General features: G+C 57.5%; 24 protein-coding genes and 1 other RNA gene. 7 read left to right on the forward strand and 18 right to left on the reverse strand.

What is annotated here, in order from left to right:
• Positions 1 to 12 precede the first annotated feature (12 nt).
• From RCA23_RS09755 to mgtE, 5 genes are all read right to left on the reverse strand, one after another.
• The gene (locus RCA23_RS09755; RefSeq protein WP_044050153.1) at positions 13 to 456 is read right to left on the reverse strand and encodes a DUF309 domain-containing protein; all 444 of its coding nucleotides are present in this window, start codon (positions 454 to 456) and stop codon (positions 13 to 15) included.
• Positions 453 to 1,271 (reverse strand): alpha/beta fold hydrolase, encoded by an 819-nt coding sequence (locus RCA23_RS09760; RefSeq protein ID WP_081870947.1) that lies wholly within the window; start codon positions 1,269 to 1,271, stop codon positions 453 to 455. Before RCA23_RS09760 ends, RCA23_RS09755 begins: the two co-directional genes overlap by 4 nt.
• A complete protein-coding gene (locus RCA23_RS09765; protein WP_044050154.1) occupies positions 1,268 to 2,803 on the reverse strand; it encodes a benzoate-CoA ligase family protein in 1,536 nt (511 codons plus the stop codon). The genes RCA23_RS09760 and RCA23_RS09765 overlap by 4 nt, the downstream gene beginning before the upstream one ends.
• A 230-nt stretch (positions 2,804 to 3,033) precedes the next feature.
• The gene (locus RCA23_RS09770; RefSeq protein WP_044050155.1) at positions 3,034 to 3,594 is read right to left on the reverse strand and encodes a 5-formyltetrahydrofolate cyclo-ligase; all 561 of its coding nucleotides are present in this window, start codon (positions 3,592 to 3,594) and stop codon (positions 3,034 to 3,036) included.
• Positions 3,591 to 4,964, reverse strand: a complete 1,374-nt coding sequence (gene mgtE / locus RCA23_RS09775) for a magnesium transporter (RefSeq protein WP_044050156.1) — start codon at positions 4,962 to 4,964, stop codon at positions 3,591 to 3,593. Before mgtE ends, RCA23_RS09770 begins: the two co-directional genes overlap by 4 nt.
• A gap of 71 nt (positions 4,965 to 5,035) precedes the next feature.
• Between mgtE and guaD the strand changes: the two genes are divergently transcribed.
• Positions 5,036 to 6,322, forward strand: coding sequence for a guanine deaminase (guaD, locus tag RCA23_RS09780; RefSeq protein WP_044050157.1), 1,287 nt, complete (start codon positions 5,036 to 5,038; stop codon positions 6,320 to 6,322).
• A 63-nt stretch (positions 6,323 to 6,385) separates the two neighbouring features.
• Here guaD and RCA23_RS09785 read toward each other — a convergent pair whose 3' ends face one another.
• The 3 genes from RCA23_RS09785 to RCA23_RS09795 all read right to left on the reverse strand — a co-directional run bounded on the left by RCA23_RS09785 (position 6,386) and on the right by RCA23_RS09795 (position 9,011).
• Complete coding sequence (locus tag RCA23_RS09785) at positions 6,386 to 7,729, reverse strand: 8-oxoguanine deaminase (protein ID WP_044050158.1); 1,344 nt, start codon at positions 7,727 to 7,729, stop codon at positions 6,386 to 6,388.
• Complete coding sequence (gene hisN / locus RCA23_RS09790) at positions 7,722 to 8,546, reverse strand: histidinol-phosphatase (protein WP_236631344.1); 825 nt, start codon at positions 8,544 to 8,546, stop codon at positions 7,722 to 7,724. Before hisN ends, RCA23_RS09785 begins: the two co-directional genes overlap by 8 nt.
• Before the next feature lie 105 nt (positions 8,547 to 8,651).
• Complete coding sequence (locus RCA23_RS09795) at positions 8,652 to 9,011, reverse strand: helix-turn-helix domain-containing protein (protein ID WP_044050159.1); 360 nt, start codon at positions 9,009 to 9,011, stop codon at positions 8,652 to 8,654.
• A gap of 317 nt (positions 9,012 to 9,328) precedes the next feature.
• On the opposite strand from RCA23_RS09795, the gene RCA23_RS09800 reads away from it, so the two are divergent.
• Both RCA23_RS09800 and RCA23_RS09805 read left to right on the forward strand, forming a co-directional pair.
• Positions 9,329 to 10,294: an NADPH:quinone oxidoreductase family protein gene (locus RCA23_RS09800; protein ID WP_044050160.1), complete on the forward strand. Its 966-nt coding sequence runs from the start codon at positions 9,329 to 9,331 to the stop codon at positions 10,292 to 10,294.
• A 149-nt stretch (positions 10,295 to 10,443) separates the two neighbouring features.
• Entirely contained in the window at positions 10,444 to 11,223 is a 780-nt protein-coding gene (locus tag RCA23_RS09805) for a Bax inhibitor-1 family protein (RefSeq protein WP_044050161.1), read from the forward strand.
• Positions 11,224 to 11,384: 161 nt separating this feature from the next.
• On the opposite strand, the gene rpmG is transcribed toward RCA23_RS09805, so the two are convergent.
• The 7 genes from rpmG to RCA23_RS09835 all read right to left on the reverse strand — a co-directional run bounded on the left by rpmG (position 11,385) and on the right by RCA23_RS09835 (position 15,865).
• The gene (gene rpmG, locus RCA23_RS09810) at positions 11,385 to 11,552 is read right to left on the reverse strand and encodes a 50S ribosomal protein L33 (protein WP_044050162.1); all 168 of its coding nucleotides are present in this window, start codon (positions 11,550 to 11,552) and stop codon (positions 11,385 to 11,387) included.
• 110 nt (positions 11,553 to 11,662) lie between these two features.
• Positions 11,663 to 12,032, reverse strand: an RNA gene (gene rnpB / locus RCA23_RS16140) — RNase P RNA component class A.
• Positions 12,033 to 12,291: 259 nt separating this feature from the next.
• Positions 12,292 to 13,020, reverse strand: a complete 729-nt coding sequence (locus RCA23_RS09815; protein ID WP_169701388.1) for an N-acetylmuramoyl-L-alanine amidase — start codon at positions 13,018 to 13,020, stop codon at positions 12,292 to 12,294.
• Complete coding sequence (locus RCA23_RS09820; protein WP_052377126.1) at positions 12,981 to 13,508, reverse strand: hypothetical protein; 528 nt, start codon at positions 13,506 to 13,508, stop codon at positions 12,981 to 12,983. The genes RCA23_RS09815 and RCA23_RS09820 overlap by 40 nt, the downstream gene beginning before the upstream one ends.
• A gap of 46 nt (positions 13,509 to 13,554) precedes the next feature.
• Positions 13,555 to 15,039, reverse strand: a complete 1,485-nt coding sequence (gene gatA / locus RCA23_RS09825) for an Asp-tRNA(Asn)/Glu-tRNA(Gln) amidotransferase subunit GatA (protein ID WP_044050163.1) — start codon at positions 15,037 to 15,039, stop codon at positions 13,555 to 13,557.
• Entirely contained in the window at positions 15,039 to 15,326 is a 288-nt protein-coding gene (gatC, locus tag RCA23_RS09830) for an Asp-tRNA(Asn)/Glu-tRNA(Gln) amidotransferase subunit GatC (RefSeq protein WP_044050164.1), read from the reverse strand. Before gatC ends, gatA begins: the two co-directional genes overlap by 1 nt.
• Positions 15,327 to 15,412: 86 nt before the next feature.
• Positions 15,413 to 15,865, reverse strand: coding sequence for a deaminase (locus RCA23_RS09835; RefSeq protein WP_044050165.1), 453 nt, complete (start codon positions 15,863 to 15,865; stop codon positions 15,413 to 15,415).
• Positions 15,866 to 15,910: 45 nt separating this feature from the next.
• Here RCA23_RS09835 and RCA23_RS09840 point away from each other — a divergent pair, with 45 nt between their 5' ends.
• Positions 15,911 to 16,693: a pseudouridine synthase gene (locus RCA23_RS09840; RefSeq protein WP_052377127.1), complete on the forward strand. Its 783-nt coding sequence runs from the start codon at positions 15,911 to 15,913 to the stop codon at positions 16,691 to 16,693.
• A gap of 14 nt (positions 16,694 to 16,707) precedes the next feature.
• Here RCA23_RS09840 and modC read toward each other — a convergent pair whose 3' ends face one another.
• The 3 genes from modC to modA are packed head-to-tail and all read right to left on the reverse strand — an operon-like array spanning position 16,708 to position 19,198.
• A complete protein-coding gene (modC, locus tag RCA23_RS09845) occupies positions 16,708 to 17,775 on the reverse strand; it encodes a molybdenum ABC transporter ATP-binding protein (protein WP_044050166.1) in 1,068 nt (355 codons plus the stop codon).
• Positions 17,772 to 18,458, reverse strand: a complete 687-nt coding sequence (gene modB / locus RCA23_RS09850) for a molybdate ABC transporter permease subunit (RefSeq protein ID WP_044050167.1) — start codon at positions 18,456 to 18,458, stop codon at positions 17,772 to 17,774. The genes modC and modB overlap by 4 nt, the downstream gene beginning before the upstream one ends.
• Positions 18,455 to 19,198 carry a molybdate ABC transporter substrate-binding protein gene (modA, locus tag RCA23_RS09855; protein WP_169701389.1) on the reverse strand — a complete coding sequence of 248 codons (744 nt, stop codon included), beginning with the start codon at positions 19,196 to 19,198 and terminating at the stop codon, positions 18,455 to 18,457. Before modA ends, modB begins: the two co-directional genes overlap by 4 nt.
• A 93-nt stretch (positions 19,199 to 19,291) precedes the next feature.
• Between modA and RCA23_RS09860 the strand changes: the two genes are divergently transcribed.
• From RCA23_RS09860 to RCA23_RS09870, 3 genes are all read left to right on the forward strand, one after another.
• The gene (locus tag RCA23_RS09860) at positions 19,292 to 19,753 is read left to right on the forward strand and encodes an NUDIX hydrolase (protein WP_044050168.1); all 462 of its coding nucleotides are present in this window, start codon (positions 19,292 to 19,294) and stop codon (positions 19,751 to 19,753) included.
• 76 nt (positions 19,754 to 19,829) lie between these two features.
• Complete coding sequence (locus RCA23_RS09865) at positions 19,830 to 20,252, forward strand: DUF1178 family protein (protein ID WP_044050169.1); 423 nt, start codon at positions 19,830 to 19,832, stop codon at positions 20,250 to 20,252.
• Between the two features lie 84 nt (positions 20,253 to 20,336).
• Positions 20,337 to 21,575, forward strand: coding sequence for an aspartate kinase (locus tag RCA23_RS09870; protein ID WP_044050170.1), 1,239 nt, complete (start codon positions 20,337 to 20,339; stop codon positions 21,573 to 21,575).
• The last annotated feature ends 13 nt before the right edge of the window (positions 21,576 to 21,588 follow it).

Here is a 21,588-nt window from a genome sequence, read left to right on the forward strand (position 1 = left end):
GCATTTTATGCACTATAATTCACCATAGGCACGGGCCTCCACCGCCTCCAGGCGCGCCATAATCTGAGAGATGTCTTGCCCCATAACCCGCGCCCCGGTCAGCTTCTCCAACAATCCGCGCACCATAATGCACAGACGACTCGCCGCCTTTGGACGCTGCATCCTGAGCTTGAGCTGCGCATTGGCGAGCTGGATCAAGGCCTGTAGCAGACGGCGTTCCTCACTGCCCTCCTCGAGAGCCATCCAGACAGGCTCAAACAGCTCGTGAGCCTCCCAAAAATATCCGCGCTGCAGATAAAACAATCCCGTGCAAAAGGCCTCACTTTGCGCCAATTGCGCGGGGCTCATGCCCAGCTGTGCTGTGGCGCATATGGGCACAAACCGCCCCTCCGCATGGCGTGCGGTCTGTCCTGGAACATAGGCATGTTCCGGAACGTCTCGCGCCGCGCCCGTCAAGATGCGACACCGGGCCTGGCCGGCGCGTGGTCCAAATCTGCGCAAAAGCGCGAGAGCTCGCGCAAAACCCACTCTGATCGCTCATAGCAGGGATCATGGCCGCAACCGGGCAGAACAACCCGCTCCACCGGCGTCGGGCAACGGCGTTCAATCTCATCGATTTGCGCCAATGTGCCATATTGGTCCTCTGCGCCTTGAATGGCCAAGACCGGCACGCCGATACCGTCAAGCGCATCTGAAACAGTCCAATCTTTAAACCCAGGATGCAGCCAGGCGTCATTCCAGCCACGAAAGCAATTGTCGGGATCATGGTGGTGCCGCGACAATCGCGACCGCAAATATCCACTGTCAAACGCCTGTTTCGCCCGCACGATTTCGCGCAGACCAATCTCCTCGGTGAAAAAATGTGGCGCAATGGTGACAAGGCCGCACAGCCGCGGATCTGGCACCGTTCCCGCATAGATCGCCGCAATCGTAGCCCCATCACTATGGCCCATCAAAAGGCCGCGTTCAAACCCGATGGCATTCAGAACCTCGGGCAGAACCAGGCGCGCCTCACGGGTCATGTAATCGAGCGGGCGCGGCAGAGCGGCCGGGTCAGAGCCGCCATAGCCCGCCCGCGAATAGGCGCAGACCCCCCAGCCTGTCGCGGCACTCAGCCGCTCTGGAAAATCGCGCCAAAGATCGCGAGACCCTAACCCCTCATGCAGCAAGACCACAGTTGGCGCCTCAGCTGGCGCTGGCCCCAGGCGGCCATATTCCAGCCACTTCCCCCCCGCCTTCAACGATCCCACATCTGCCCATCGGGCGCTCACGACCGGCCGCGCAGTTTGAAGCGTTGGATTTTGCCGGTAGAGGTTTTCGGCAAGTCGTCAATGATCTCGATCCATCTGGGATATTTCCACTTGCCGATTTTGTCTTTGATAAACGCGCGAATGCCCGCCACCGCCTCCGGTCCATGCCCCGGCTTCAGCACCACAAAGGCTTTGGGTTTTTCCAAATCATCCTCATCGCGATGGGCCACAACAGCGGCCTCCAATACGGCTGGAAACGCGACCAGGGCCTGCTCAATCTCAAATGGGCTGACCCAGATGCCAGAGACCTTGAACATATCATCTGTGCGCCCACAATAGATAAAGCGGCCCGCCGCAGTGCGTTCATATTTATCACCCGTGCGGGTCCATTCTCCTTCGAAGGTTCGGCGGGTTTTATCGCGTTGGTTCCAATAATCGGCGGCGGCAGATCCGCCGCGTACCAAAAGCTCCCCCACAACGCCAGTGTCAACCTCGGCGCCATCCTCATCGACCAGCCGAACCTCATAGCCCGGAACCGCCGTGCCCGATGTGCCATACTGCACGTCACCAGGCCGGTTGGAGAGGAAAATATGCAGCATTTCCGTTGATCCGACCCCGTCGATAATATCGATGCCCATAAGATCACGCCACTTGCGGCCAATTTCCGCCGGCAACGCCTCTCCGGCTGAGGTGCAGCAACGCAGCGGCACCTGAGGCGCCGCCCCATCCGTCTCCCACTTGTGCAGCAGCGCGGCATAGAGCGTCGGGACACCGTAGTAAACTGTGGGCTGATGGGCCTCCAAAATATGGCTCACAGTGTCTGGTGTCGGCCGGCCATTAAACAACACGCTGGTGGCCCCAACCGACATGGGAAATGACATGCCATTGCCCAGCCCATAGGCAAAAAACAATTTGGCAGCGGAAAACACCTTGTCAGTCTCCTGAATATCCAAAACCTGCCGGGCGAATGTGTCACAGGTTTGGCGCAATGCGGAATGCACATGCCGCACGCCCTTCGGCGCACCCGTTGAACCGGACGAATAGAGCCAAAATGCGATTTCATCTGCCGAGCACTCCAGCGTCTCTGCGGGCGTGGTTCCGGCCACAAACGCCTCCCAAGACTGGGTTCCCTCCGGGGCCTCGGGGCCGATCACAACAATGTGGCGCAGGTGCGGTGAGGCTTGCACCGCAGGCGCAACCACATCCCAAAGCTCTTGCGAGACAAAGGCAATCGCAGCCCGGCTGTCTCGCAGAATGGCGCCATAGACGTCCGTGGACAATAATGTGTTGAGTGCAACGGGCACAACACCCGCCTTCAGAGCACCCCAGAAAATCTGCGGAAACTCGATTTGATCAAGCACAAACATCGCCGCGCGCGCTTCTCGTGAAATGCCGGAGCGCGTTAAGGCATCGGCGACTTGGCCCGCGCCCTCGGCCAGCGCCCCATAGGTCAGCTGCCGCCCGCCCTCCCAGGCTTCCTCAAATGCGGTTTTCGCGCCGCGCCCCTCTGCGATGTGCCGATCCACAAACCAATGCGACGCGTTGCCCGTCATGATCAGATCTCCTCCCAAAGAACGTTGAACCAGAGGGGCTGCAAATGCTGTCCAGCCCGATCTGTCGCCGGGCTTGGGTCAGCTCTTGCCAAGACCCTCAGTTTTTTAGAGCATACGAAATTTGCAGCCGCCCGCAACCCAGCAGGCCACCCACGCCAAAAAACAGCATTTTTCCCTGAAGACTTCTGCAAAACTCAGCCGCCGAGCCAAAACCCGATCCAAGCCTTGGATTAGCTGGAAAATTGCACGATCCGGTCTTCCGTCACAATCATGTCAAGCGGTTGATCTGTGGGCTCTAAGGGCAACGCCTCCGCCTGTTGCGCGTTGAACGCAAAGCCAATGGCCAATACCGGCCCACGGGCCCGCAGCCCCTCCAGCGTGCGGTCATAAAACCCGCCACCATAGCCCAGACGCCCACCCTGCGCATCCCAAGCCACAAGCGGCACGATCACAATTTCTGGCACCATCCATGTGAGTTCAACCGGAATCAGCGCCTTAAACGCCCCCTCCACCATTTGCATGCCGGGTGTATAGAGCGCAAAACGCAAAGGCGCCCCAGCCGCTTGAATCACCGGCAGGCCGACCGGTCCATGGGCTGAGGCCTCTGCCAAAGCCGGGGACGGGTCAATTTCCGTACCGATGGGCATGAAGCCTGCCACGGGCGCGCCGCGATAACCGGCCAAAACATCCGACAATACACCAGCGCTTGCCCCGCTTTGCGCCGCATGGGCCTGTTTGCGACGGGCAAAAGCCGCGCGCCGTGCCTCCGTCTTTTGCGCCTCTAGACTCACAACAACATCCAGGCAGCAAGCCCCAGAAAGGCAAAAAAGCCGACCACATCGGTCACAGTGGTCACAAAGGCACCCGAAGCCAAAGCCGGGTCGATGCCAATTTTCTCGAGCGCCACCGGGATCACCGTGCCGGCCAGCCCTGCCACGACCATATTGAGCACCATGGCCAGCGCCAAGACCCACCCGATGATCGAAGAGCCAAACCAGAAATATCCGACGAAACCCAAAACCAGCGCAAAGATCATGCCATTGAGAAGCCCCACCAGGACTTCCCGGCGGATAACCCGCCAGACATTGGAGGTCGTCAAATCCTTAGTCGCAATGGCCCGCACGGCCACGGTGAGCGACTGCGTGCCGGCATTGCCACCCATCGATGCGACAATCGGCATCAAAACCGCCAGCGCCACAAATTGCGCAATCGTGGCTTCGAACATAGAAATGACCAAAGACGCGATAATCGCCGTTGCCAAGTTCACCGCCAACCAGGGCAAACGACCGCGTGTGGTGTCCAAGACACTGTCCGACAGCGAGCCTTCCCCGACCCCCGCCAGACGCATCATATCCTCTTCATATTCCTCATCGAGCACGATCATCGCGTCATCAATGGTGATCACGCCGACAAGTCGATCATCGGCGTCCACAACCGGGGCAGAGATGAGATGATATTGATTGAAGGCATAGGCCACATCTTTTTCCGGCTGATCGACCGGAATGGTGCGAAAACTGTCTTCGGCAATCTCAAGCATCGGCGTGGCGCGCTTGGTGCCCAAAAGCTTGCCAAGTGTGACATAGCCCGTGGGACGCAGACGCGGGTCGATGAGGATCATATGGTAAAACTGTTCGGGCAAATCTTCTTGCCGGCGCAGGTAATCAATCGCTTGGCCCACGTTCCAATGCTCTGGCGCCATGACCACTTCGCGTTGCATCAAACGGCCGGCCGATTCCTCTGGGAAAGACAGGGATTGCTCGACAACAACCCGTTCCGCATCATCCAATGCGCCGAGGATGGCCTCTTGTTGCGGCTCGTCGAGATCTTCGAGCAGATCCACCACATCGTCGGAGTCCAAATCGCGCACCGCAACGGCCAACTCGGCCGCGTCCAGCCCATCGATGATATCTTCGCGGATGCTATCGTCCAGCTCCGACAAAACATCGCCATCAATGCCGTCTTTCCACAGGCGCAAGATTCCCGCTCGCACGGAGTCGCTCACCTGCTCTAAAAGGTCAGCAATATCAGCCGGATGCAAAGGGTCGAGCAGCGTGTGGAGCCGCTGCGCATCTTCATGCTCCACCGCCCCACGCACATCAGAGACCCTTTGGGCATCCAAAACATCGCTTGGCTCGACGGAGGTTTCATAAAGATCTGTCATACCTGCCTTTACGAAGTCTCATTTCATATGACAAGATATAGCCAGATAAAAGAATTTTTGGACTGCTTTTCATGACCGACACACTTCTCCTCGGACAAACCCTTTGTTTCAGCGGTGATCCCTTCCAGGCGCCCTGGCAGGAGGTCACCACGCATAGGCGAGATGGTGCTGTATTGCTGCGGGGTGGACAAATTGCTGAGGTGGGCGCGCGTGCAGCGCTCTGCCAAGCCCATCCTGGGGCCAAAATTGTCGATTATGGCGCGGATTTAATCGTTCCGGGCTTTGTCGATGCGCATGTGCACTATCCGCAAACCGCCATCATCGCCAGCTGGGGCAAGCGGCTCATCGACTGGCTGAACAGCTATACATTTCCCGAGGAAATGCGTCTGGCAGATCCCGATTACGCCGCCAAGATTGCTGGGCGTTACCTCGACATTGCCCTCAGTCATGGTACGACGACCATGGCCAGCTATTGCACCTCCGCCCCTGCTTCTGTCACCGCCTATTTTGAGGCAGCCCAGGCGCGCGGAATGCGCGTGGTGGGCGGCAAGACCTGTATGGATCGCAATGCGCCAGACGGCCTGATCGACACGGCGCAATCGGCTTATGATGACAGCAAAGATTTGATCGATACATGGCATGGGCGCGGCCGCTTGAGCTATGCCATCACCCCCCGGTTTTCACCGACATCAACCCCAGAGCAGCTCGCCGCCTTGGGCGGGCTGTGGCAAGAACGTCCGGACTGCTTGATGCAAACTCACCTGTCCGAGCAAACTGAAGAAATCGCCTGGGTGCGCAGCCTGTTTCCAGAGGCGCGCGACTATCTCGAGACCTATGCGCAATTCGGCCTGCTGGGCGCGCGCGGCCTTTATGGTCATGCCATCCATCTTGAGCCGCGCGAGATCGACCAATTGGCCGACGTCGGCGCCTCTGTGGTGCATTGCCCAACCTCCAACACCTTTATCGGATCGGGTCTTTTTGACCTTATGGGCCTGGCGCAGGCAGGGGTGAGCATGGGACTGGCCACCGATATCGGGGGGGGGTCCAATTTTTCCATGCTGCGCACCATGGCGGCGGCCTATGAGGTGGCGCAATTGCGCGGTCAAGCGCTGCATCCAGCGCAGCTTATGTGGCTGGCCTCTGAAGGGTCGGCGAAAGCGCTGCACCTGTCTGGCACTATCGGTCATCTGGGCGCAGGAGCCGAAGCAGACCTTTGTATTCTCAACCTAAGCTCAACAACCGCAATCGCCCAGCGCTATGAACATGCCAATGATTTTTGGGAGAGCTTGTTTCCCACGGTCATGATGGGCGATGACCGGGCCATTCGGCAAGTCTGGGTCGCGGGCGTTCCGGTCTAGGAAGACCTCGGCATATCAATCCAACCGCCAAGCCAAAACACTTTGCCCGGTGACAACACCGGGCTAGGCGCGCTCTTGCAGCGCACGCATCTGTAGATTTTGCCGGCGGGCCAAGGCGCGTTGATCCAGCGTGGTAATACGCCCCTCTGCGACCACCTGCTGGCCGTTGACAAAAACATCGCGTGCCAAAGTTGGCCCGGCCAAAAGGATGGCTGCGGGGTCCCAATTTCCGGCAGCATTTACATCACCCATATCCCAAATCACCACATCCGCACATTTTCCGGGTGCCAATGCGCCGCAATCCTCGCGGCCCAAAACCTGAGCCCCACCCAAAGTGGCGATCTCAAGCGCCTCACCCGGTGACATCGCGCCGGCGCCATAGGCCAGCCGTTGCAGCAACAGCGTCTGGCGCGCTTCGGCCATCAGGTTGCCTGCATCATTCGAAGCCGATCCGTCGACCCCAAGCCCAACCGGCACGCGCGCATCTCGCATCGCCCGTACCGGCGCAATGCCCGAGGCCAAACGGCAGTTGGAACAAGGACAATGGGCAACCCCGGTTTGCGTCCGCGCAAACAGCGAGATTTCCTCCGCATCGAGCTTGACGCAATGCGCATGCCAAACATCCGGCCCGGTCCAGCCCAAATCTTCGGCATATTGCCCGGGCCGCATCCCAAATTTTTCCAAACTATAGGCAATATCTTCGTCATTTTCCGCCAAATGGGTGTGCATCATCACCCCTTTGTCACGGGCCAAGAGCGCGGTATCGCGCATCAATTCGCGGCTGACAGAAAAAGGCGAGCAGGGCGCCACCCCAACCCGGCACATCGAGCCGGGGCGCGGATCGTGAAAGCCATAGATGACACGGATCATGTCCTCGAGAATATCGGCCTCCCGCTCGACCAAACCATCTGGCGGCAGGCCTCCGGCGCTTTCACCTATGCTCATAGCCCCCCGTGTGGGGTGAAATCGCATACCGATCTCTTGCGCGGCGTGTATCGTATCTTCCAGCCGCGCGCCATTGGGATAGAGATACAGGTGATCTGATGTGGTTGTGCAACCCGACAAAAGAAGTTCCGCCATCCCCACCTGAGCCGAGACAAAAAAGTCATCCGGGCGCATGGCCGACCAAATTGGATAGAGCGCTTGCAGCCAGCCAAAGAGGGCTGCGTCCTGCCCCGCGGGCACTGCGCGCGTCATGGTTTGATACAGGTGGTGATGGGTGTTGACCAATCCCGGCGTGACCAAACAGCCCGCCGCATTTACGACTGTGCAGCCCGTCGCTGGCAAATCAGGGCCCACCGCCACGATACGCCCATCGCGCATCAAAACATCCCCCGACGGCACGGCCCGCCGCATGTCATCCATCGTCAGCACCAAATCGGCGTTTTGAATTAGCGTGTCAGCCAAGTGGCACCTCGCGTAAGATCTCCAAAGCAGCCGCATGCAGCTCCGGCGTCGCCGCGCAGATGCATCTGCCCCCGTTCATCGGATTGCCCCCGCGCCAGTCACTGACCACCCCACCTGCTGCCTGCACAAGCGCCATAGGGGCTTGAATGTCATAGGCTTGCAGGCCGGCCTCAATCACCAAATCAATCTGCCCCGCAGCCAAAAGCGCATAGGCGTAGCAATCCATGCCGTAGCGGGTCAACTGACACTGCCCGGCCACGGCGTGGAAGGCCTCAGCCTCAAGCGGGCTGCCGACCTCCGGGAAGGTGGTGAAGATTGTCGCCTCTGACAAATGCCGCTTTCTGCGCGTGGCCAGCGGGGTTTTGACCCCATGGCGCTCCATAAAGGCCATGCCAAAGCCGCCGACAAACCGCTCCCCCGTATAGGGCTGATCGATCATTCCAAAAATCGGCTCGTGGCCGTCATTCAAGGCAATCAAAGTGCCCCAGGTGGGTGTCCCGCTGACATAACCTCGGGTGCCATCAATCGGATCAAGCACCCAGGATAGGCCAGATGTGCCGACGGTATTTTGAGCCTCTTCGCCAATGACAGAGTCCTCGGGCCGCTGTGCTTTCAACAGCGCACGCATTGCCGCCTCCGCCGCCTTATCGGCCTCGGTGACCGGATCAAACCCCTCCGACCATTTGTTGTGCGTCAACAAGGCTGGGGCGCGAAACCACTTCAAAGTCTGTTCGGCCGCCACATCAGCCAATTGAGAGGCAAGGGATAAGATCTCATCAGGGCTTGGCGTTTGATCGGTCATACGGCCTTCTTTCATAAGTCGGCCTATCTAGGGGGAGCTGCCCCAGTTGGTCAAGTAATCTGACCCAACAGCCCAAGCCACCGCCGAAGCAACCGGCATCAGTAACGTCGCAACAGGCACTTAAGCCGCGTCGCTCAATACCCGCGCCAAATCGAACAAGCGTTTACGCTGATGCTCAGGGATCGCATAATAGCACCGTACCAAATCTAAAGCTTCTTTATCTTCTAAAATATTTTTCTTCTGGGCTTTGTCATCGTCGATCTCGCCCAGACCTTCAAAGAAAAAAGTCACCGGCACATCCATGGCTTCTGAAATATCCCAAAGCCGAGATGCGCTGATCCGGTTGGTGCCGGTTTCATATTTTTGAATCTGTTGAAATTTAATACCTACTTTTTCGGCCAATTGCTGTTGGGTCATTCCGAACAGCCACCGCCTTTGTCGCACACGTTGTCCGACGTGTAGATCGACAGGATGTTTCATTCTCGTCTCCTAATGTTGTCCAAGCCGCAGAAAAATATCAATATATGTGGCTGGTCTGACATACTTTTGTATAGCACAGAAACTATTTCAAAAATAAACCAGAAAATTAACGATTTATTAATAAATTGTAATTTCGCGTTCTGTGACCTCGCGACTCTCACGCGCGAAATGATATCTGAATTGCCATTTTTTCAAAAATATCACCTATTTTATTGGCAAATATTCACCTGGGTGACGGCGTGGTTTCGCGGCTGGAACTTCCAACAGAGGGCGCCTATAAAAGGTAAAATGGTTAACAAACAAGGTGATTTCAGCCCATGCGCGCCCTTCAAGTCCAAGACCACAGCGAGAAACCTGTCTTTTTAGACAGGTCCATTCCCACGCTCGCTGCGAATCAAATTCTCATTCGCACAGCAGCCTGTGCTTTGAATTTCGCAGATCTGTTGATGATTCGCGGCACTTATCAGGAGACCCCTGCCCTCCCCTTCACCCTTGGCATGGAAGTGGCGGGCGAGGTCGCAGGTCTCGGCGCTGAGGTGACTGGCTTTGAGATCGGCGATCGCGTTGCAGGATTTGCCGGCTCTGGCGGTTTGGCCGAATATTGCCCGCTCGAGGCCACGCGCTGCTTAAAGCTCACCGATGGCATGAGCTTTGACACAGCCGCCTCCGCATTGATCAGCTATGGAACGTCGCATCTGGCCCTGACCCATCGCGCAAAACTCACCTCCGCCGACACTCTATTGGTGCTCGGCGCGGGTGGCGGTGTGGGGTTGACCGCGGTGGAAATCGGCGCAGCCCTTGGCGCAAGGGTCATCGCTGTGGCGCGCGGGCCAGAAAAATTACAAGTGTGCAAAGACCGAGGCGCGACCATCACCATTGACAGCGCAGAGGAAGATGTCGTGGCCAAAGTCAAATCTCTGGGCGGCGTCAATGTGGTTTATGACCCGGTTGGTGGGGATCCCTTTGTCGCTGCCCTCAAATGTTGCCGGCCCGAGGCGCGCTATCTGGTCATCGGCTTTGCCAGCGGTGATGTTCCGCAAATCAAAGCCAATCATCTCCTGGTCAAAAATGTGGATGTTTTGGGCTTTTATTGGGGTGGATATATGGGGTTTGCCCCACAGGTTTTGCTCCATAGCCTTAGGGATGTCTTTGCAATGATCTCAAAGGGGCAGCTCAATCCCCATATCGGCGGCAGCTATGACTTTGACCAAGCGTTAGAGGCATTGGCCGATCTTAAAGCGCGAAAATCCATCGGTAAGCTTGTGGTGCGGGGCCCGGTTTAACCTATCGGCCGCCATTTTTAAGGCATTCGGCAGAAATTGCAGAATTTAAGCTGCAATTCTTGCGGTTTCCCTTGAAATTTCACCCCATAAGCCCGATATTTAACCCAACGGTGCTTCGCGCGCCGAAAGCGTCATTTTTGGAGAGCAACATGGCAGATTTTAATACGATTTCCGCAAATGCAGGCAGTCGCAGCGCCGCGATTGATGCCGGCCTGCGGGCACATATGAACAAAGTCTATGGCACAATGTCCATTGGCATGGTGATCACCGCCGTTGCCGCTTGGGCCATTGCCGGCCTGGCCACGACGACAGATGCCAACATGGCCGCAGCGCAATTGCCAAATGGCAAATTGCTCACCAGCTTTGGTTTGGTGATCTACACCACTTGGTTGAAATATGTCATTATGCTGGCTCCGCTTGCGGTGCTGTTCTTGGGCATGGGCACAGTGATGCGCAGGGCCAGTGCAGCCGGGGCGCAACTGTTCTTCTTTATCTTCGCCACTTTGATCGGCTTGTCCCTCAGCTCAATCTTCATCCGCTATACAGGCCATTCGATCACGCAAACCTTCCTCGTGACCGCCATCGCTTTTGCGGGCTTGTCCCTCTATGGTTACACAACCAAGAAAGACATCTCCGGTTGGGGCAGCTTTCTAATCATGGGCGTCATTGGTCTTGTGGTTGCGATGATCGTCAACATTTTCCTGCAATCGCCTGCGCTCTTGTTTGCGATCTCAGCAATTGGTGTTTTGGTATTTGCCGGTCTCACCGCCTATGACACGCAGAATATCAAGAATGAGTATCTGGCCCACGCCCATCATGGCGATCAAGAGTGGCTCGCCAAATCCGCCATCTTTGGCGCATTGAACCTCTATCTTGATTTCTTGAACATGTTCCAGTTCCTGCTGATGTTCATGGGCAATAACGAATAAACCGGCCCCTTTGGTCGACACAACGCACACCTCGCCAGACATGGCGGGGTGTTTTTTTATGTCCAAGCTGAAACAAAACCCTCGGCTGACTGCCATACACGCATAAAAAAAGGCCGCGCAATTGATTGCACGACCTTTTGAAAATTGAAGGGGGCTTTCGCCTACTTAATTTTGCCTTCTTTGTATTCAACATGCTTGCGCGCAACCGGGTCATATTTCCGGGCAACCATTTTCTCGGTCATGGTGCGTGCGTTTTTCTTGGTCACATAAAAGTGGCCAGTGCCCGCGCTGGAATTCAGGCGGATCTTGATTGTGGTTGGCTTCGCCATGGTAATTCTCCTACGGGCGCAGCCTCATGGCCGCATTAATCCTGATCTGTCGGCTTTTAACGCCCCCAGCGGTGCTGTCAACCGATTCACGTGCTCAAAGCCAGTCAAATATGCGCGGGGAGCCTGTAAGCCGGATTTTGTCCAGATCCACGCCGTTGCCAGCGCAATCTTGGGCAATCATTCATCTCGGCGGCCTGTTACCAGGCCCCTCTAGCTGCCAACCCGAACCTGCGGGGTTGAAACGACCCATATGCGGTTCCTATTTGGCATTGCTCCCGGTGGGGCTTGCCGTGCCACGACTGTTGCCAGCCGCGCGGTGGGCTTTACCCCACCGTTTCACCATTACCTTGCATGCAAGGCTGTCTCTTCTCTGTGGCGCTATCCCTAGGGTTACCCCCGCCGGGCGTTACCCGGCACCGTTGTTTCACGGAGTCCGGACTTTCCTCGAAGGTTGCCCCCCGCGATTGCCCAGCCCCCCGCGCCCGGCCGTGTTACGAGGCTTACTGCATCGGGTCAAGCCAACTAAACTAGGTACGGCCCGCCATAAAACCCAAAATGTCCGCGACATTCTTCAAGCTGACCCCTCCGCAAAACCCTCTTCATAACGCCATTTCAACACGAAATGAGGGCAGCGCCTGCCGGGGGGCAGTCAGGCGCTGCCCGGTGTTGCCACCGGGCACAGTTCAATTGCGCCGATCTGTTAATGATTTCTCCTCAAAGGCGATGACAGAAAATCACCCTAGGCTCCCGAGACCGTCGCGGGGTAGCTTTGCGCGAGATCGGATAGGATTTGCAGGTCCTTTTCGCTGAGTGGGCCTGTAGCCTTGGGGCGGAAACGTTGGCGGAAGGCTTCGAGCAGGCAGTGTTCAGCAGCGGCCCATTCGGGCCTGCGGTAGCCGAACCGCTCGGCCGCCTCCGCGAAGGGCAGCAGGTGGCTATGGGGCGCGCCACGGTATACCGCGAGGCCCTCCTTGGCCAACTCCTGCCAATCAAACCAGCGCCCAGGGTCTTGTTTGCGTCCAGGGGCCATATCGGAGTGGCCAATCACCCCCTGCGCTGCGATGCCCCAGCGCTGCATCACCTCCTTGAGCAAGGATTTGAGCGCTTGCATCTGCGCGCTTGAAAAGGCGTGATCGCCCGCGTTGCATAGCTCAATACCGATGGAGGCAGAGTTCACATCTGTGCAGCCGCCCCAAGCGCCTGCGCCCGCATGCCAAGCCCGCTGGGCCTCTGGCACAAGCTGCACGGCCCCGCCGGATTGATCTAGAAAATAATGGGCTGAAACCTCATGGGCCGGATCACTCAACCGCTCAAGGGCGGCCTGCGCATTTGGCATCGCGGTATAATGGACAACAATCAAGGACGGGGTCACACCGCCCTTGCGCGGCCCAAAGTTCGACGACGAGCGCCGCTCTATGGGCAGCAGGCTCAGTTTGCCACCGCCAAGCGAAAGGGCCGCGGATCCCAACCACAGGCAAAGCCATCGCCATCAGGATCCAGACCATAGGCATCGCGCTCCGGCCCGCCCTTGGCCAAAAAGTCCTGCTGCGCCTCATCCTTGGAGCGATAGCGATCACAGCCGCCAAAGCTGATGACCTTGAGCCCGGTGCCGAACCGATTGTAGAGCTGCACCCCGATGGGGTTATTGGTCCGAAGGGCATAATCCACCACATTAGGCCGGCGGCCCGGGCGCCGCGGCAGGGCTTGCACGTCCATCACAATATATTTTGCCCGATTGGCGGCAATCCGCTCTGCATCGCTTTCCACGGTCTGCGCAGTGGCGACGACTTCAAAATCTTGTTCATTTGAGATTTGATTGACAGGCGGAGCCTCTTGCGTCGCACCCGGAGCAGTCTCCGTCGCCATCTGATTGCCTGAGCGGATCACATCGGTCGGAACCGCGCGTTGGCAGCCGCTTATTGCCAAGGCCAGAGCGATTATCACACCATACTTCATCCGCATCTCCTATCGGCTCGGCCAGCTCAGAACTGGCCACATGTCTCTATCGCCACCATTGGTTCGGCTTGGCATTGAATCCCAGCGCGTTTTCTAGGGCAAAGGCCGTATTGAGCAGATCCCCCTCTTCCCAAGGCCGGCCGATCAATTGCAGCCCCAACGGCAGGCCTTTTGAATCCAGCCCCGCTGGCACAGAAATGCCCGGCAGACCGGCCAAGTTTACCGTCACCGTAAACACATCAAACAAATACATCTGGACCGGGTCTGCATCGGCCATTTCGCCCAAGCCAAATGCGGCAGAGGGGGTTGAGGGGGTCAAAATAGCGTCTACCCCTGTGGCGAAGACATCATCAAAGTCTTTTTTGATCAAAGCGCGCACCCGGCGCGCCCGGTTGTAATAGGCATCATAAAACCCAGCCGAGAGCACATAGGTGCCCACCATCACGCGGCGCTGCACCTCGGCGCCGAACCCTTCGGCACGGGTTTTTTCATACATTTCTGTGATGCCATCCCCGGCCTCCAACTTTGCCCGATGACCAAAACGCACCCCATCATAGCGGGCCAGATTTGAGGATGCCTCTGCCGGCGCAATCACATAATAGGCAGGCAGCGCATATTTCGTATGCGGCAGGCTGATATCTTTGACAATCGCCCCAGCATCGCGCAGCATTTGGCGGCCTTCAGACCACAGGGTCTCCAACGCCTCAGGCATGCCCTCCACCCGGTATTCTTTCGGAATTCCAATGGTTTTCCCGCGAATATCCCCAGTCAAAGCAGCTTCAAAATTGGGCACAGGCAGGTTCATCGAGGTGCTGTCTTTGGCATCAAAGCCGCACATCGCCTCAAGCATGATCGCCGCATCGCGCACATCTTTGGTGATTGGACCGGCTTGGTCGAGCGAGGAGGCAAAGGCCACAATGCCCCAGCGTGAGCAGCGCCCATAGGTGGGTTTGATCCCCGTGATGCCGGTGAATGCCGCGGGCTGGCGAATGGAGCCGCCCGTATCGGTACCGGTCGCCGCCAGACAGGTTTCTGCCGCCACAGCCGCCGCCGAGCCGCCTGACGAGCCGCCCGGTGTCAAATCGTGCTCATCAACTTTCCAAGGGTTCACCGCATTGCCATAGACGGAGGTTTCATTGGATGAGCCCATGGCAAATTCATCCATATTCAACTTGCCCACCATAACTGCGCCAGCATCAAACAGCTTTTGCGACACGGTGGATTCGTATTCCGGTTTAAATCCATCCAAAATTGCGCTCGCCGCTTGGGTCGCGACGCCCTTGGTGCAAAACAGATCTTTCATGCCAATCGGCAAACCGCACATATCGGGCGCATCACCGGCCTGAATGCGCGCATCTGCAGCCTTGGCTTGGCTTCGGGCAATCTCTGAGGTGTCATGCACGAAGGCATTCAAAGGCTTGGACGCGGCAACCGCCGCAAGCGAGGCCTCTGTCAGCTCAACGGCCGTGGTTTCGCCAGCCCGCAGAGCATCGCGGGCACCGGCCAGCGTAAGTTTCATCAAATCAGACATTATTCCACCACCATCGGCACAGCAAAAAATCCCTCACGCGCATCGGGCGCATTGGCAAGCACAGCCGCTTGCTGATCGCCGTCGGTCACAGTATCGTCCCGACGGTAAAGCCGTTGCGGCGTGACAGAGGTCATCGGCTCAACCCCTTCCACATCCACTTCGTTCAACTGTTCAATAAAGCCTAAAATATTGGTGAACTCCTGAGCCAAGGCGGGCAAATCTGCCTCTTCCACCTTGATCCGAGCGAGCTTGGCCACGCGTCCGGCGGTTTTTGTGTCGATCGACATGGGTGATCCTTCACTATTTCAGTTGCTTCTTCGCTTACTAACTTGGGATTGGGACCTTGCCAAGGGCCCTGGCGGCTGCCCACCCGTCACGCGCGTTTTTGCGCGAAAAAACTTTGCAAGAGCGCGGCACAGTCCTCTTCGGAAATACCGCCAATCACCTCTGGCCTGTGATGGCTTTGCGGATGGGAGAACACGCGCGCGCCATGGTCTGTGCCGCCAGATTTCGGATCCGCGGCCCCGTAGATCACCCGCGCTATGCGCGCATGGGCCAAAGCTCCGGCACACATGGCGCAGGGCTCAAGTGTGACATAGAGCGTATATCCGGCCAAGCGCTCTTGCCCCAAAGCCGCCGCAGCGGCGCGTATCGCCAAGATTTCCGCATGGGCCGTCGGGTCGCAATCGCGCCGCGTCCGGTTGCCGGCCTTTGCCACAATTTGGCCACGCGCATCGACCAATACCGCCCCCACCGGCACCTCGCCGGCCTCGGCCGCCTGCCGCGCCTCGATTAGGGCCAAATCCATATGACTGTTAAAACCCATTCATCCCCGCTTGGCTTTGCTTTCAACACAGTCTAAGCCGAGCCTATGGCAGATGAAACACCAAAGGGCGATCGGATCGCCAAAGTTTTGGCCCGCGCAGGCGTGGCCTCACGGCGCGACAGTGAAAAACTGGTTGAAGCGGGCCGCATCAAAGTGAACGGCAAAAAGATATTCAGCCCCGCGCTGAACGTGCAAGCCAACGATAAGATCGAATTCGACGGCGAACCGATTGAGCCACCCGAAGAGCCCCGGCTTTGGCTCTATCACAAACCCATCGGCCTCGTGACCAGCGCCCGCGACGAGAAAGGCCGCGAGACCGTCTTCGACAAATTGCCCGAAGGGCTGCCGCGTGTGGTTTCTGTTGGGCGGTTGGATATGAACTCCGAAGGTCTGTTGCTGCTGACCAATGATGGCGGATTAAAGCGCACGCTTGAGCTGCCCAGCACCGGCTGGACCCGACGCTACCGCGTCCGTATCAAAGGCTATCCGCGTGAAGGGGCCTTTGAGCCTTTGACCCAAGGCATCACCGTGGAGGGCGAGCGTTTTCAGCCCATGACCATTCAAATGGATCGGCAAACCGGCGCAAACTTTTGGCTAACCATCGGCCTAAAGGAAGGCAAAAATCGCGAAATTCGCCGGGCGATGGAGTTTTTGGGCTTTACGGTCAACCGTCTCATCCGGATTTCTTACGGTCCGTTTCAGCTGCGCGACTTGAAGCCCGGCGAGGTGGAAGAGGTCAAACGCCGGGTGCTGGCCGATCAACTGGGGTGGTCGAACAAACCCAAGGTCTTGCCGCGCAAGTCTCGTGGCCCAAGCCGCAACGCTTAGGGCAAAGCGGCCCCTTAGGTGCCAATGCCAGCCGGATCAAAAGCGGTGGCTTTGACGATGGCGAAAATTGTCTGCCCCACTGCCAACCCCATGTTTTGGGAAGAATATTGCGTCACACGGGCCAAAAACAGCGTTTCGCCAGTTTTAAATTGCACCATCACGCCCGGACCCTGACCCGCGTGAAGCTGGGTGATTGTCCCTTCGAACACGTTAAGCGCAGAAAGGCCCTTGGGCTTCTCACGCGCCAAAACAATATCCTGCGCCGGGATGCGAATGCGAATGCTGCGGCCTTTCGTTTGGCTTAATTCCGGCAAAATCAACTGGCCGCCGTCAAAGCCCATGACCGCAAGCCCGGTGGTGGGATCGCGGGCCATAACCTGCCCCGAAATCACCGTGCCAGCCGCGCGCACGCCAAGATAGGGCACCGCGGCCGGATCCGATAGGATCGCCTCAGCCGGTCCAGATAGGACACTGCGCCCGGCCTGCATCAACACGATATGATCGGCCAATCGCGCCATTTCAGCGGCATCATGGGTGACATAGAGAATGGGAATATCCGTGCGATCGCGCAGCCGCTCGAGATAGGGCAGGATCCGATGCTTCAACCCTTGATCCAAAGCAGAGAGCGGCTCATCCAAACATAGGCATTTGGGCGCGCTTAGCAAGGCGCGCCCAAGCGCCACCCGCTGCGCTTCCCCGCCAGACAGGGCAAAAGGCGTCCGCTCCAAAAGATCGCCAAGCTCCAAAAGGGCTATGACCTCATCAAAGCTCTGCGGCGCCACCTTTCGGCCCATTTTTTGCGCAAATTTCAAATTTCCAAGGACGCTTAAATGTGGCAGCAATCGTGGCTCTTGAAAGAGATACCCAACGGCGCGCCTATGGGCCGGCCGCTCAGTCATATCCGAGCCCCCAATCACAATTTGCCCGCGATCCACCGCCTCCAACCCAGCCACCGCCCGCAGCAATGTCGTCTTGCCGGAGCCCGAGGGGCCAAAAAACACTGTCACCCCCGCGGGAGCTGTGGCCTGGATCTCAAGTGTGAAACGCCCCCGCTTCAAGTGAATGTCGAGATCCAAACTCATCGGCGTACCATTTTTCTGGCCAATACTTCCGACAGCAACAGCGCCCCAAAGGACAAAATCAGCGACAGGGCAATCATCCGCCCCACCGCCGCCTCTTGACCCGGCACTTGCAACACAGCGTAAATGGCCGAGGCCAGCGTTTGCGTTTCGCCGGGGATGTTGGAGACGAAGGTAATAGTTGCCCCGAATTCTCCCAAAGCCTTGGCAAATCCCACAACGGCCCCAGCAACGAGACCCGGCAAAATCAGCGGCAAGGTGACAAAGGCAAAGACCTTGATCGGCGATGCGCCCAGCGTGCCGGCGGCCTCTTCAAGCCGCGGGTCCACCGCCTCTAAGGCAAGACGAATGGCCCGCACAATCAGCGGAAAAGCCATGACCGCCGCCGCCAGCGCGGCCCCGGCCGAGGTAAAAGCCAATTGAATCCCCAGTGCCTCCAGCACAGGGCCAAAGGTGCCTTTACGGCCAAACACCACCAACAAAGGATAACCCGTGACAACCGGCGGCAGAACCAATGGCAAATGCACCAGCGCATTGAGCAGCCCGTGCCCCCAAAACCTGCACCGGGCAAGCGCATAAGCCACAGCCACCGCCACAGGCAGGCTGAGCGCCACGGCCACCACAGCCACCCAAAGCGACAGGCGCAGCGCATCGAGCTCAACCAGGCCGATGGTCAACCAGCTCATGGCGCCAAAAACCCATAGGCTGAGAAGACCGCACGGCCCTTTGGCCCGGCCAGATAGGCCACAACCGCCTCACCGCCTGCGGTCACCGCGGCGGCGAGATAGCGCACGGGATCATGGCTGTCTGGCGCAATATCGGCCACAACAAAGACGCCCGGCGCGCTGCGGACATCGGAGGCATAGAGCAGGCCCAAAGGGCTTTCTTGCCGCAAAACAGAGATTAAACTGGCGCGGGCATTGTCCTGTTGCGCCAAATGCGGCCGTAAACCCTGCAATAGCCCCAAGGTCGACAGGGCCTGAGCGGCGTAAATCCCCAAGGGCACGGAAGAGATCAGCGGCACCGCCAAACGTCCACCATCCAAGCGCGCCATAATATCGTTCAAGTCCAAAGCCACAGCGGCCGGGTTTGCCGAGGCCAGCACCAAACGGTTTGAGGCGATCAAGCGGGCCGGTTGGCTCAAAAGCCCCGCATCGTCAACATAACGCATCCAATCAGAGCTGGCGGAGACAAAAACATCTGCCGGAGCACCCTGATCGATTTGCCGAGCCAAAACGCTGGAGGCAGCATAGGACAGGCGCAGCACCTGACCGGTTTCCTCTGCGTATTGCCCGGCGATAGCATCAAGCGCGGGCTTCATACTGGCGGCGGCAAATACATCAATCGGTTGCGCCGCGCAAAAACTCGCGCCAAATACCACAGCGCAGGCTCCCCCGACCCGCGCAATGCGCCGGATCTGGGCCATAATACCGAAAAGATTTTGCAAGGGGCCGCGCTTTTGTATATTCATCTCGCCTGTGTTATAAACACTCAGCAACAATGAAAACAACTGCGCACTATGAGCCCCTCAAAGCCTAAAACTCTGCCACTTTCGATCAACCCCACACAAAAACGCATGGCGCGGGCGCAATTTGGTGCCCTGTGTTATCGCGTCGAAGAGGGGGCGGTGCAGATATTACTCATCACCTCCCGGCGCACAAAGCGCTGGATTGTACCGAAGGGATGGCCAGAAGACGGCTTAACCCCGGCCCAAAGCGCCGCCAATGAAGCGCGCGAAGAGGCGGGCGTCACTGGCAAAGTCAAACAACGCCCCATCGGTGTTTACAGCTATGAAAAACATGTGGAAAATGCAGATACCCTCCCCTGCATCGTGACGCTTTATGCGCTCAAAGTGAAGAAACAAAGCGACAGCTACCCCGAACAAGCCGAACGCCAGCGCCAATGGTTTAGCGGCGAGGAGGCCGCAGGCCTTGTGGCCGAGCCGGAACTGGCACGATTGATTAAGGCCTTTGTGCCATAAAGGTTGGACGATCTCGCCTCTTGATTTGAGCGGCGCAATCACTCAAGTAAAGGTTAACCTTTTAGGAGCATCCCCCGTGATCCGCTTTTCGCTTAAATGCAGTCAGAACCATAGCTTTGACAGCTGGTTTCAATCCTCAGATGCCTATGAAAAATTGGCAAAAGCGGGGATGCTGACCTGTGCGGAATGCGGCGATCGCGCGGTTGAAAAATCGCTCATGGCCCCGAAAATCTCGACCCAAAGCCCAGCGGAAGACCAGGCCTTGAGCCCGCCGATGACTGAGGCCGAGCGTAATTTGGCCAAGATAAAGCAAGAAATTGAAGCCAATTCCGATTATGTCGGTATGAATTTCGCCCATGAGGCCCGCGCCATGCATATTGGGGAAAGCCCCGCCCGATCTATCTATGGAGAGGCCAAGGCCGAGGAGGCCAAAGCGCTCATTGAGGAGGGAATCCCCGTCGCCCCGCTGCCCTTTATGCCCAAGCGGCACACAAATTAGAATGAGAAACCGGGCCTGCTGCCCTTGCCCTTAGGCGCACAACAGCCTAACACGCCGCCGAAACTTCGCAAAGTTGGATAATAAATGCCTCGTTTGGTAATGAAATTTGGCGGCACATCAGTGGCCAATCTTGATCGTATTCGCAATGCTGCCGAGCGCGTTCGGTTGGAAGTTGCCAAGGGTTATGATGTCATTGTGATTGTCTCTGCCATGTCCGGTAAAACCAATGAGTTGGTGGGCTGGGTCAATGAGACCTCGGCGTTCTATGACGCACGCGAATATGATGCTGTGGTCTCCTCTGGTGAGAATGTCACTGCCGGCCTCATGGCTCTGACATTGCAAGAAATGGACATCCCTGCGCGCAGCTGGCAAGGTTGGCAAGTGCCGGTGCAGACCACAAGCGCACATGCCAATGCACGCATTGAAGCCATTCCGTCAGCAAATTTAGACGAAAAATTTGCCCAAGGCATGCGCGTGGCTGTGGTCGCCGGGTTCCAGGGCGTCAGCCCAGAGGGCCGGATCACTACACTTGGGCGCGGCGGGTCTGACACCACGGCCGTGGCCTTTGCTGCGGCCTTTGATGCAGAGCGCTGTGACATTTATACCGATGTCGATGGGGTCTATACCACCGACCCGCGCATATCGAGCAAGGCACGCAAACTCGATAAGATCGCTTTTGAAGAGATGCTAGAGCTGGCCTCTTTGGGCGCAAAAGTTCTGCAAACCCGCTCTGTCGAATTGGCCATGCGGTTCAATGTGCGCCTCCGGGTGCTGAGCTCATTCGAAGACCCATCAGATACAGCAGGCACATTGGTATGTGCCGAGGAGGAAATCATGGAATCAAATGTCGTAGCCGGCGTTGCCTATAGTCGGGATGAAGCAAAAATGACCCTTATTTCCGTCGCCGACCGCCCAGGAATCGCCGCTGCGATTTTTGGCCCGCTGTCAGAGGCCGGGGTGAATGTCGATATGATCGTTCAGAACATCTCCGAAGACGGCCGCACGGATATGACCTTCTCTTGCCCCACCGATCAGGTACTGCGCGCAGAAAAAGCGATGCAAACCGCCAAGGATGAAGGAACCATCAACTATCATGACCTGGTGGCCGATGAGGCTGTGGCAAAGGTCTCCGTTGTGGGCATCGGCATGCGCAGCCATGCCGGTGTGGCCGCCCAAATGTTCCGGGCTCTTCACCGTGAGGGGATCAACATTAAGGTGATCACAACCTCAGAGATAAAAATTTCTGTCCTCATAGAGCGGAAATATATGGAATTGGCCGTTCAGACCCTGCATGATGCTTTTGAATTGGAAAAAGCAGCCTAGGGGCACCGGTCTA

This window comes from Planktomarina temperata RCA23 (assembly GCF_000738435.1).
In the GTDB taxonomy this organism is placed as follows: domain Bacteria; phylum Pseudomonadota; class Alphaproteobacteria; order Rhodobacterales; family Rhodobacteraceae; genus Planktomarina; species Planktomarina temperata.